The sequence below is a fragment of the Brevundimonas aurantiaca genome, assembly GCF_904830995.1.
Classification (GTDB): Bacteria; Pseudomonadota; Alphaproteobacteria; order Caulobacterales; family Caulobacteraceae; genus Brevundimonas; species Brevundimonas aurantiaca.
Genome location: NZ_CAJGVD010000001.1, coordinates 795137 through 807514 on the forward strand (window position 1 = coordinate 795137; position 12378 = coordinate 807514).

Here is a 12378-nt window from a genome sequence, read left to right on the forward strand (position 1 = left end):
CTCAGAAAGCGCCGCCAATGAGCGTGTCCGCCCAGCCTCGTCCACCGTTCCAGCGTCCCGACTGGCGCAAGGCGGGTCTGGCCGCGTTGGCCGCCGCCATCAACATCGCCCTGATCGCCGCCCTGTCCGTCACGGCGCTGGGGATCGACGGGGAAGACTTCGCCGCCGAGCCGCCGCCGATCTATCTGGACATCGAGCCCCGCCCCCTGCTGCCCGACGAACGCCCCCGCATTCCCAGCATGGCCACGCCGGACGTCGCACCCGCAGCGGCTCCGACAGCCTCGTCTTCCCCGTCGGTTCGACCTCCCGCTGCGGAGGCCCAGGCCGTTCCCCGCCCTGCCCCCTGCGTCCCCGCCTCGCCGCCCCGACGCCGCCGGGCGCGCCGCCGCCGGCCGACGTCTGGCGGGTCGATCCTTCAAACCGCAGCGGGGCCATGGCCCGCACCCTGCGCCAGGGCCTGCCCGGCTGCGCCTCGCCCGATCTGCTGAACGAGATGGAACGTCAGCATTGCCGCAATGAGTTCGCCCGAAGGGGCGAGAACGCGGCGCCCATCACCGGCTCGGGCAACCCCGAGCGCGACGCCCGCTTCGCCCGCGAGGGGGCGCGCCGTCTGGCGGAGTGGGAGGCGACGCGCCGTCCCCTGTCCGGCGGGGTCGGAGTCGTCGGTCCGGCGGACTGTGTCGGCTCGAACTTCGGCACGGGCTGTGCGGGCGCCCACCTGGACCCGTCCCTGGCGCCGGATTCCCGCCAGAACGTACAGACAAGCCGCGACGGCCACCGCGCCGCCGGCGCCCCTGTCACCCCCGGCGCCTCAGCCCCTAGGGAACGCTGGAAGGACTGACGCATAAAAGAAGGGGCGGCCCCGTCGCCGGCGCCGCCCCTCTTCAGTTCATCGCTTCCGAAAACCGGAGATCAGCCTTCGCTGCTCTCCAGCTCCAGTTGCAGATCGGCCGGCAGGGGCTCGATCGCGTCTTCGCGGGCCTGGGTCAGTTCGGCGTCGCGCTCGTTGGCGATCTTCTGCAGCGAGCGCAGATAGGCGCCCGTGCCCGCCGGGATCAGGCGGCCGACGATGACGTTCTCCTTCAGACCTTCCAGCATGTCCTTCTTGCCGTGGACCGAAGCCTCGGTGAGGACGCGCGTGGTCTCCTGGAAGGAGGCCGCCGAGATGAAGCTGCGGGTCTGCAGCGACGCCTTGGTGATGCCCAGCAGGACCGGCTGGGTGACCGCCGGACGACCGCCGCGCTTCTCGACCTTGGCGTTCTCCAGCGCGGCTTCCGCCACCTCGACCGTGTCGCCACGGATCAGGGTGGTTTCACCGGCGTCGATCACTTCGACCTTCTGCAGCATCTGACGCACGATGACTTCGATGTGCTTGTCGTTGATCGGCACGCCCTGCAGTCGATAGACCTCCTGCACTTCGTTCACCAGATACTCGGCCAGCGCCTCGACGCCCTGGATGCGCAGCAGATCGTGCGGGTCCGGGTTGCCGTCGATGATGTAGTCGCCCTTCTGGATCAGATCGCCGTCGTGGACGGAGATGTGCTTGCCCTTCGGGATCAGGAACTCGACGGGTTCGCCCTGAACGCCGTCGGCGTTGGGCTCCGGCGTGATCTTGATGCGGCGCTTGTTCTTGTAGTCGCGACCGAACTCCACGCGACCGTCCATCTCGGCGATGACGGCGCAGTCCTTCGGACGACGGGCTTCGAACAGTTCGGCGACGCGCGGCAGACCGCCGGTGATATCGCGGGTCTTGGCGCCTTCGGTCGGAACGCGGGCGATGATCTCGCCCGGCTTGACCTCGTCGCCGTTCGCCACGGACAGAACCGCGCCGACGGGCAGCAGATAGCGGGCGTCGGAGCCCGACGACAGCTTGGCGTAGGCGTCGCCGCTGGTGATCCCCATGGCCGGACGCAGGTCCGAGCCGCGCGGGCTGGCCCGCCAGTCGCTGACGACGCGCTGGGCGATGCCGGTGGCTTCGTCGGTCTCTTCCTTGACCGACAGGCCCTCGACCAGGTCCTCGAAGCGCACCACGCCGCCGACTTCCGTCAGGATCGGGGTGGTGTAGGGGTCCCACTCGGCCAGGCGTTGGCCCTTCTTGACCGGATCGCCGTCCTTGACGCGGATGCGGGCGCCGTAAGGGGCCTTGTGCGTCTCGCGGTCCTTGCCGTCCACGACCACGGTCACGATGACGTTGCGGCTCATCGCCACCAGGTCGCCGTGGGCCGCGACGACGGTCGGGCCGGTGACCTTGGCCGTACCGGCGTTGGTCGCCTCCATGAAGGAGGTTTCCGCCACCTGGGCCGTGCCGCCGATGTGGAAGGTCCGCATGGTCAGCTGGGTGCCGGGCTCGCCGATCGACTGGGCGGCGATGACGCCGACCGCTTCGCCGATGTTGACGTTGGTGCCGCGCGCCAGGTCACGGCCGTAGCAGTGGGCGCAGATGCCGGCTTCGGCTTCGCAGGTCAGGGCCGAACGCACCTTCACCGACTGGACGCCGGCGGCTTCGATGGCCTCGACCACCTCTTCCACCAGATAGGTGTCGGCGGGGAACAGGACGGTGTCCGTACCCGGCTCCTTGATGTCCTCGGCCGCATAACGGCCCAGGATACGGGCGCCCAGCGAGACCAGGACGTCGCCGCCCTCCATCACCGCACGCAGGGTGATGCCGCGGGTCGAGCCGCAGTCCTGTTCGGTGACGATCGAGTCCTGCGCCACGTCCACCAGACGACGGGTCAGATAACCCGAGTTGGCGGTTTTCAGCGCGGTGTCGGCCAGACCCTTACGGGCGCCGTGGGTCGAGTTGAAGTATTCAAGGACGGTCAGGCCCTCCTTGAAGTTCGAGGTGATCGGCGTCTCGATGATCTCGCCGGAGGGCTTGGCCATCAGGCCGCGCATACCGCCCAGCTGCTTCATCTGGGCCTGCGAACCCCGGGCGCCGGAGTTGGCCATCATATAGACCGAGTTGATGTCGGGGTTTTCGCCCTCGATCAGCACGCGCGGCTGCGCGATCTCGCCCATCATGGCGTCGGCGATCCGGTCCGTGGCCTTGGCCCAGGCGTCGACGACCTTGTTGTACTTCTCGCCGCGCGTGATCAGGCCGTCGGCGTACTGTTGTTCGTACTCCTCGACCTGGGTGCGGGTTTCGGCGACCAGCTCGGCCTTCTTCGCCGGAATGACGATGTCGTCCTTGCCGAAGGAGATGCCCGCCTTGGCGGCCTCGCGGAAGCCCAGGCCCATCATCTGGTCGGCGAAGATGACCGTCGCCTTCTGACCGCAGTGGCGATAGACCACGTCGATCAGGTTCCCGATCTCCTTCTTGGTCAGGTTCTTCTCGAGCAGGCGATAGCCGACGTTCGGGTTGCGCGGCAGCAGGGCGGCCAGCTTCATCCGGCCCGGCGTGGTGTCGATGACCTTGGTCACCTCCTTGCCCTCGGCGTCCAGCTCGGTCCAGCGCGCCTTGATGCGGCTGTGCAGGGTCACGACCTTGGCGTCCAGCGCCGCGTCGATCTCGCCGATGTTGGCGAACAGCTTGCCTTCACCCGGCTCGCCGTCCTTGACCAGCGACAGATAGTATAGGCCCAGGACGATGTCCTGCGACGGCACGATGATCGGCTTGCCGTTGGCGGGCGACAGGATGTTGTTGGTCGACATCATCAGGACGCGCGCTTCCAACTGGGCCTCAAGGCTCAGCGGGACGTGAACGGCCATCTGGTCGCCGTCGAAGTCGGCGTTGAAGGCGGTGCAGACCAGCGGGTGCAGGCGGATGGCCTTGCCCTCGATCAGCTTCGGCTCGAACGCCTGGATGCCCAGACGGTGCAGCGTGGGCGCGCGGTTCAGCAGAACCGGGTGCTCGCGGATCACCTCGTCCAGGATGTCCCAGACGGCGGGCTGTTCGCGCTCGACCATGCGCTTGGACTGTTTGACGGTGCCCGACAGACCCTTGGCGTCCAGACGCGCGTAGATGAAGGGCTTGAACAGCTCCAGCGCCATCTTCTTGGGCAGGCCGCACTCGTGCAGCTTCAGTTCCGGACCCACGGTGATCACCGAACGGCCCGAATAGTCGACGCGCTTGCCCAGCAGGTTCTGACGGAAGCGACCCTGCTTGCCCTTCAGCATGTCGGCCAGCGACTTGAGGGGGCGTTTGTTGGCGCCGGTGATCACGCGGCCGCGACGGCCGTTGTCGAACAGGGCGTCGACCGACTCCTGCAGCATCCGCTTTTCGTTACGGATGATGATGTCCGGCGCCCGCAGCTCCATCAGGCGCTTCAGACGGTTGTTCCGGTTGATGACCCGGCGATACAGGTCGTTCAGGTCGGAGGTCGCGAAACGACCGCCGTCCAGCGGCACCAGCGGACGCAGTTCCGGCGGGATGACCGGCACGATGGTCAGGATCATCCACTCGGGCTTGTTGCCCGATTCCAGGAAGGCTTCGATCAGCTTCAGGCGCTTGGACGCCTTCTTGGCCTTCATCTCCGACGGATTGTCGGCCAGTTCGGCGCGGTGCTTTTCAGCTTCCGCGTTCAGGTCGATGCCCATCAGCAGATTGCGGACGGCCTCGGCGCCGATCTCGGCGGTGAAGCCGTCGTCGCCGTATTCTTCCTGGTAGCGATAGAACTCGTCTTCCGTCAGCAGCTGGTTCTGCTTCAGCGGGGTCAGGCCCGGCTCGGTGACGATGTAGTTCTCGAAATACAGGACGCGCTCGACGTCCTTCAGCGCCATGTCCAGCATCAGCGAGATGCGGCTGGGCAGCGACTTCAGGAACCAGATGTGGGCGACCGGGGCGGCCAGGTCGATGTGGCCCATCCGCTCGCGGCGAACGCGGGCCAGGGTGACCTCGACCCCGCACTTCTCGCAGATGATGCCCTTGTACTTCATGCGCTTGTACTTGCCGCACAGGCATTCGTAGTCCTTGGTCGGGCCAAAGATACGGGCGCAGAACAGGCCGTCACGCTCGGGCTTGAACGTGCGGTAGTTGATGGTTTCCGGCTTCTTGATCTCGCCGAACGACCACGACCGGATCTTCTCCGGCGAGGCCAGGGCGATCTTGATCTGGTCGAAGGTCGGGGTGACCGGGACCGGGTTGAAGATGTTCAGGACTTCCTGGTTCATCTTGGGTTCCTTGCTGCGGTTTGAAACCGCGAAAAACTTAGTGGCGAGTGGCGAGTGGTGAGTGGCGAGGAAGAAGGGCAAGGGCGACGCTGAATTTCTTCACTCGCCACTCGCCACTCATTACTCGCCACTCTGAGGCGCTACGCGCCTCAGCTGTTCTCCAGCTCCACGTTCAGACCCAGCGAACGCATTTCCTTGATGAGCACGTTGAAGCTCTCGGGAATGCCGGCCTCGAAGCTGTCGTCGCCGCGGACGATGGCCTCGTAGACCTTGGTCCGGCCGGCCACGTCGTCGGACTTCACCGTCAGCATCTCCTGCAGGGTGTAGGCGGCGCCGTAGGCTTCCAGAGCCCAGACCTCCATTTCCCCGAAGCGCTGACCGCCGAACTGCGCCTTGCCGCCCAGCGGCTGCTGGGTGACCAGCGAGTACGGGCCGATCGAGCGGGCGTGGATCTTGTCGTCGACCAGGTGGTGCAGCTTCAGCATGTAGATGTAGCCGACCGTGACCGGACGCTTGAACTGCTCGCCGGTCTGACCGTCGTACAGGATCGACTGGGCCGACTTGTGCAGGCCGGCCTCTTCCAGCAGACGCTCAATGTCGCCGATGTGCGCGCCGTCGAAGACCGGGGTCGCGAAGGGCACGCCCTTGGACAGGTTCTTCGCCAGTTCGATCAGCTCTTCCTCGTCTTCCGGCAGCGGGGTTTCCGGGCCGTAGATTTCGGTCAGACGATCAATCAGCGCCTGCTTCTGACCACCCGCTTGCCAGGCTTCCAGCAGACCGGAGATCTGCTTGCCCAGGCCGGCGGCGGCCCAACCCAGGTGGGTCTCGAAGATCTGGCCGATGTTCATGCGCGAAGGCACGCCCAGCGGGTTCAGAACCACGTCCACGTGGGTGCCGTCCTCCAGGTGCGGCATGTCCTCGATCGGCAGGATCTTGGAGATGACGCCCTTGTTGCCGTGACGGCCGGCCATCTTGTCGCCGGGCTGCAGTTTGCGCTTCACGGCCACGAAGACCTTGACCATCTTCATCACGCCGGGGGGCAGTTCGTCGCCGCGCTGCAGCTTCTCGACCTTGTCTTCGAAACGACGGTCCAGTTGCTTACGCGCGTCCTCGAACTGGCGCTTCATCGCCTCCAGCTCGCCCATGGCCTTTTCGTCGTCCAGGGCGATCTGCCACCACAGGCCGCGGCTGACCTCGGCCAGCTTCTCTTCGGTCAGCTCGCCGCGGCCGATGCCCTTCGGACCCGACACGGCGGTCTTGCCCAGCAGCAGCGGCTTCAGACGGCCGTAGACGTTGCGCTCAAGGATCTTGAGCTCGTCGTCGCGGTCCTTGCCCAGACGTTCGATCTCGGCGCGTTCGATGGCCAGGGCGCGTTCGTCCTTGTCCACGCCGTGACGGTTGAACACGCGGACGTCGACGATCGTGCCGGCGACGCCGGGCGGCAGGCGCAGGGAGGTGTCGCGCACGTCGGAAGCCTTCTCGCCGAAGATGGCGCGCAGCAGCTTCTCTTCCGGGGTCATGGGCGACTCACCCTTCGGCGTCACCTTGCCGACCAGGATGTCGCCCGGCTGGACCTCGGCGCCGATGGCCACGATGCCCGCCTCGTCGAGGTTGCGCAGGGCTTCCTCGCCGACGTTGGGGATGTCGCGGGTGATTTCCTCCGGCCCGAGCTTCGTATCGCGCGCCATCACCTCGAACTCCTCGAGGTGGATGGAGGTGAAGACGTCGTCGCGCACGATGCGCTCGGAGATCAGGATGGAGTCTTCGAAGTTGTAGCCGTTCCAGGGCATGAAGGCGACCAGGGCGTTGCGGCCCAGGGCCAGTTCGCCCAGGTCCGTCGACGGGCCGTCGGCGATCACGTCGCCGGCCTTCACCGCATCGCCCACGCGCACGATCGGGCGCTGGTTGATGCAGGTCGACTGGTTCGAGCGCTGGAACTTCGACAGGCGGTAGATGTCGACGCCCGAGCGGGCGGCGTCCACCTCGCCGGTGGCGCGCACGACGATCCGGGTGCCGTCGATCTGTTCGACGACGCCGTCACGACGGGCCACCACCACGGCGCCGGAGTCCACGGCCACGACCGCTTCCATGCCGGTGCCGACCAGGGGCGCGTCCGACTGCACCAGCGGCACGGCCTGACGTTGCATGTTCGCGCCCATCAGTGCGCGGTTGGCGTCGTCGTTTTCGAGGAAGGGGATCAGGGCGGCGGCGACCGAAACGACCTGTTTCGGCGACACGTCCATCATGTCCACCGCGTCCTTGTTCAGGAGCTGAGATTCGCCGTTGATCCGGCCGGGGACCAGGTCCTCGACGATCACCCCGTCCTTCAGTTCGATGTTCGCCTGGGCGATCGTGTACTTCGACTCCTCCATGGCGGAGATGTAGACCACCTCGCCCTGGGCCTTGCCGTCCTTCACGCGGCGGTACGGGCTCTCGATGAAGCCGTACTTGTTGACGCGGGCGTGAGTGGCCAGGGAGTTGATCAGGCCGATGTTCGGGCCTTCCGGCGTCTCGATCGGGCAGATGCGGCCATAGTGGGTCGGGTGGACGTCGCGGACTTCGAAGCCCGCGCGCTCACGCGTCAGACCGCCCGGGCCAAGCGCCGACAAACGACGCTTGTGGGTGATTTCCGACAGCGGGTTCGTCTGGTCCATGAACTGCGACAGCTGCGACGAGCCGAAGAATTCGCGAACCGCCGCGGCGGCCGGCTTGGCGTTGATCAGGTCGTGCGGCATGACCGTGTCGATATCGACCGAGGACATGCGCTCCTTGATGGCGCGCTCCATCCGCAGCAGGCCGACGCGGTACTGGTTCTCCAGCAGTTCGCCGACCGAACGGACCCGGCGGTTGCCCAGGTTGTCGATATCGTCGATCTCGCCGCGGCCGTCCTTCAGCCCGACCAGGATCTGCAACACCTTCAGCACGTCCTCCTTGCGCAGGACGCGGATCTCGTCGGACACCTCGGGGGTCTCCAGACGCATGTTCATCTTGACCCGGCCCACGGCCGACAGGTCGTAGCGCTCGCTGTCGAAGAACAGCGAGTTGAACATGGCTTCGGCGGCTTCCGGGGTAGGCGGCTCGCCCGGACGCATCACGCGATAGACGTCGAACAGGGCGTCTTCGCGGTTGTCGTTCTTGTCGATGCGCAGGGTGTTGCGCATGTAGGCGCCGACCGTGACGTGGTCGATGTCCAGCACCTCGATGGTGGTGAAACCGTTCTCTTCCAGCACCGCGATGGTGGCGGCGTCCAGCTCGTCGCCGGCTTCGGCGAAGATTTCGCCGGTCTCGAAGTTGACGGCGTCGTTCGCCAGATACTTGGTCACCAGGGCGTCGGCGGCCAGCGACAGCGACTTGACCGTTTCACCCAGCTTCTTGGCGGCGCGGGCGCTGATTTTCTGGCCGGCCTGTGCCACCACTTCGCCGGTGTCGGCGTCGATCAGGTCGAACTCCGGCTTCACCCCGCGCCAGCGCTCGGCCTTGTACGGCGTGACCCAGCCCTCGCCGCGCTTCTCGTAGGGCACGGTCTCGTAGAAGGTCTTCAGGATTTCTTCGCCGTCCATGCCCAGACCCATCAGGAAGGTCGTGGCCGGCAGCTTGCGGCGGCGGTCGATGCGGACATAGACCACGTCCTTGGCGTCGAACTCGAAGTCCAGCCAGGAGCCGCGGTAGGGGATGACGCGCGCGGCGAACAGCAGCTTGCCCGAGCTGTGCGTCTTGCCCTTGTCGTGGTCGAAGAAGACGCCCGGCGAACGGTGCATCTGCGAGACGATCACGCGCTCGGTGCCGTTGACGATGAAGGTGCCCTTGTCCGTCATGAGCGGGATGTCGCCCATGTAGACGTCCTGCTCCTTGATGTCCTTGACCGAACGGGCTCCCGTTTCCTCGTCGGTCTCAAAGACGATCAGGCGCAGCTTGACCTTCAGCGGCGCGGCATAGGTCATGTCGCGCTGAATGCACTCCTCGACGTCGTACTTCGGATCTTCGAACTCGTAGGAGACGTATTCCAGGATGGCGCGTTCGTTGAAGTCCTTGATCGGGAACACCGACTTGAAGACCGCCTCGATGCCCTGCTCCTTGCGCTGGCCCGGACGGACTTCGCGTTGCAGGAACTGTTCGTAGGAGGCGCGTTGAACCTCGATCAGGTTCGGCATCTGGACGGCTTCGGGAATACGCCCGAAGGACTTGCGGATGCGCTTCTTGCCGGTGAACGAGGTGGCGGAGGCGATCTGACCGTTGATGGCGAGATCGTGGGCGACGTCAGTCATTCAGTGTTTCCCATGGCGCGCGACCCGGGGAAGCCGCGCGTGAAATGCAGCAGCCGCGGCGCGCGTTTTCAGCGTCCGCAGCCAGGTTTTCGACGCCCACCCTCGGCCCGCTGCCGGACCAGGACGCCTGAAATGTACCGGCTCCCTGGGGGAGGAGCCGCGCCTTCGCTCCGGTCGGAGGGCGACGGACCGGGCCTCGGCGCTTGCGCGCAGACTCTTTAGGAGTGTTGCGGAACGCGGACATATACTCGCTTCCGCGGCGAAATAAAGGCCCCTGCCCCATATTTTCGCGCCCCTTTGCCAAGGCGTCTAAGGCGGATTGACGGACCGGCGAGTCGCGCCGAAGAGATGGCGTCAGGGGGAACCGCTCAGATGCAGAACCACGCCCGTCAATGCGCTGTCGCCTCGGCCTTGTGCGTCCTGCTGCTGGGCGGCTGCCTGTCGCTGGACGTGCCGGAGGACGCCTTCTTCTATCCAGACGCGCGCGTGGCGGCCGAAAAGATCGACCTGCCGACCGACGCCCCCATGGTCTTCCCCGCCGAAGTCGCTCGACTGAGGTATGCGGGCGGCGACATTGGGACCACGCGGATCAGGACCGGCCGCCGCGACGCGCCCCTGATCCTGTACTGCGGCGGCAACCTGTTTCGGCGCAGCAGCGGCGCCGGGACGGTCGCCAATGAGCTGGCGCCGTTCGGCGACGTGTTGATGTTCGACTATCCGGGCTATGGCGATACGGCGGGCCAGGCGGACTACGCCAATTTTCTCGCCGCCGGCGTCGCAGTCGCGGACGCGGCGCGCGCCCAGGCCGAGGCCGAAGGCCGCAAGCTGATCGCCTGGGGCCATTCCCTGGGCGGCCCCGTCTGCGCCCAGGCCGCCGCCTATATGAAAGCCGACGCCCTCGTTCTGGAAGCCACCACCCCCAGCACGCGTGCGGCGGTGGACACGATGGTTGGCTGGGCCCGCCCCTTCGTCCGGGTGAACATCGCCCCGAACCTGGATGCTATCGACGTGCCGGCGGCGCTCAAAACCTATTCCGGCAAGGTGGTGGTGCTGGAGGCCGGACGCGACAAGACCCTGCCCCCGGCGCTCAGCCGCCGTCTGGCGCGCGAACTGAGGACCGAGGGTCTCAGGGTCGAACATCTGCTCTTCCCTCAGGCTGACCATGGCGACGTGCCGCAACAGGCCGATTTCAAGCCGCGCATGGCCGCTGCCCTGGACGGGCTCTGACGGGCCCCTAAGTCTCAGGACTTCAGCAGTTGCAGCAGGGCCTCCGCCGCGTCGCGCGAGGAGGCGGGGTTCTGACCGGTAACCAGCTTGCCGTCCACGACGACATGGGAGCCCCAGTCGGGGCCGCGCGAATAGTCGCCGCCGTTGGCGCTCAGCACGTTCTCGACCAGGAAGGGCACCACGGCCGTCAGGCCGACGGCCTCCTCCTCGCTGTTGGTGAAGCCCGTGACCTTGCGGCCGTTGACCAGGGGCTGTCCGTCCGGCCCGTTGACCGACTTCAGAACGCCCGGGGCGTGGCAGACCAGGCCCGTCGGCTTGCCCGCCTTGGCGAAAGCTTCGATCAGGGCGATCGAGGCGGGATCGTTGGCGAGATCCCAAAGAGGGCCGTGACCGCCCGGATAGAAGACGGCGTCGAAGTCCTCGGCCTTGACCGAGGACAGTTCGACGGTCGAGGCCAGGGCGGCCTGGGCCTCGGCATCGGCCTTGAAGCGGCGCGTGTCCTCGGTCTGGGCGTCGGGATCGTCGCTCTTGGGGTCCAGCGGCGGCTGACCGCCCTTGGGCGAGGCCAGGACGATCTCGGCCCCGGCGTCCTTGAGCGCATAATAGGGGGCGGCCAGTTCCTCCAGCCAGAAACCGGTCTTCTTGCCGGTGTCGCCGAGCTGGTCGTGCGAGGTCAGCACCATCAGGATCTTCATTTCGGGGGCTCCTTTTCAGGCGTAACAGATGGGAAGCCGAACCGATCCGCCAAGGCCGCGCTTGCGAGGCCTGCCCGGCTGGGGCAAGCCTGCCCCTTCCCTGCCCAAATGGAGACGGACGGATGAGAGCTTGGATTGCGGCCCTGGCCCTGCCTCTTCTGATGGGTGTATTGGCGTCGGCTTCAGCCGCTCGGGCCGATTGCGGCCTGGCGCCGGCCGGAACGACCCGCACCCTGGCCCTGGGTCCGAACGGTCGGACGGTTCAGCTTCATACGCCGCGCGAATTTGACCCGAACCGCCCCGCTCCCCTGGTCTTTCTGCTGCACGGCAGCGGCGGCACGGGCGCCGAAATTCTGGCGTCGTCGCGCCTGGCCGAGACGGCGGATCGGCACGGTTTCATCGTCATTGCGCCCGACGGCGGCATTCCGGTGGAGCGCGGCTTCGTCTGGAACGTGCCGGGCGTGCCCACCATAGCCGGAAAGATTCCCGGCCCGAACGACGCCGACGACGTGGCCTTCATGACCGAGACCATCGACGCCCTGGCCGATCAGGGCTGTATTGACCCGTCCAGGGTCTATGCGACCGGCCTGTCGGGCGGCGGCCGGATGACCTCCTGGCTGGGCTGCGCGGCCGCGGACCGGTTCGCCGCCATCGCTCCCGTGGTCGGGCTGCGCGCCGGACGGCCCGATCGGCGTGATCCTCAGCGCCCTGATCCCGCCACCTGCCGGCCGTCGCGCCCCATGCCGGTGATGGCCTTCGCCGGCGACGCCGACACCACCAATCCGATCCAGGGCGGCGGCGCCCCATATTGGAGCTACACCATGCATGCGGCCGAACAGCGCTGGGCCCAGTTGAACGGCTGCGCGGCCCCGCGTCCCACCGTCTGGGTCACGGCCCAGGTCTATGAAGAAGGCTATGCCGCCTGCCGAGACGGCGCCGACGTCGTCGGCCGCATCACCGCCGGCGGGGACCACAGCTGGGTCGCCGACAACGACGCCATGTGGGCCTTCTTCGCCGCGCGGACACGCCCGCAGAACTGATACGGACTAGGCCCCAGCCATAGCGCTCACGGGCCTCAAGCA

General features: G+C 66.7%; 7 protein-coding genes. 4 read left to right on the top strand and 3 right to left on the bottom strand.

The annotated features are described in order from the left end of the window. The first annotated feature begins 17 nt into the window (after nucleotides 1-17). Nucleotides 18-488 (top strand): hypothetical protein, encoded by a 471-nt coding sequence (locus JMT67_RS03990; RefSeq protein WP_201462745.1) that lies wholly within the window; start codon nucleotides 18-20, stop codon nucleotides 486-488. Next, nucleotides 434-841, top strand: a complete 408-nt coding sequence (locus tag JMT67_RS03995; RefSeq protein ID WP_201462746.1) for a hypothetical protein — start codon at nucleotides 434-436, stop codon at nucleotides 839-841. The genes JMT67_RS03990 and JMT67_RS03995 overlap by 55 nt, the downstream gene beginning before the upstream one ends. A gap of 71 nt (nucleotides 842-912) precedes the next feature. On the opposite strand, the gene rpoC is transcribed toward JMT67_RS03995, so the two are convergent. Further along, nucleotides 913-5109 (bottom strand): DNA-directed RNA polymerase subunit beta', encoded by a 4197-nt coding sequence (rpoC, locus tag JMT67_RS04000; RefSeq protein ID WP_201462747.1) that lies wholly within the window; start codon nucleotides 5107-5109, stop codon nucleotides 913-915. 149 nt (nucleotides 5110-5258) lie between these two features. Then, nucleotides 5259-9374 carry a DNA-directed RNA polymerase subunit beta gene (gene rpoB, locus JMT67_RS04005; protein ID WP_182714531.1) on the bottom strand — a complete coding sequence of 1372 codons (4116 nt, stop codon included), beginning with the start codon at nucleotides 9372-9374 and terminating at the stop codon, nucleotides 5259-5261. Between the two features lie 372 nt (nucleotides 9375-9746). Between rpoB and JMT67_RS04010 the strand changes: the two genes are divergently transcribed. Beyond that, nucleotides 9747-10601 carry an alpha/beta hydrolase family protein gene (locus JMT67_RS04010; RefSeq protein ID WP_201462748.1) on the top strand — a complete coding sequence of 285 codons (855 nt, stop codon included), beginning with the start codon at nucleotides 9747-9749 and terminating at the stop codon, nucleotides 10599-10601. A gap of 14 nt (nucleotides 10602-10615) precedes the next feature. On the opposite strand, the gene JMT67_RS04015 is transcribed toward JMT67_RS04010, so the two are convergent. Continuing rightward, the gene (locus JMT67_RS04015; protein WP_201462749.1) at nucleotides 10616-11296 is read right to left on the bottom strand and encodes a type 1 glutamine amidotransferase domain-containing protein; all 681 of its coding nucleotides are present in this window, start codon (nucleotides 11294-11296) and stop codon (nucleotides 10616-10618) included. 122 nt (nucleotides 11297-11418) lie between these two features. On the opposite strand from JMT67_RS04015, the gene JMT67_RS04020 reads away from it, so the two are divergent. Beyond that, complete coding sequence (locus JMT67_RS04020) at nucleotides 11419-12336, top strand: alpha/beta hydrolase family esterase (RefSeq protein WP_233455788.1); 918 nt, start codon at nucleotides 11419-11421, stop codon at nucleotides 12334-12336. Nucleotides 12337-12378 lie beyond the last annotated feature (42 nt).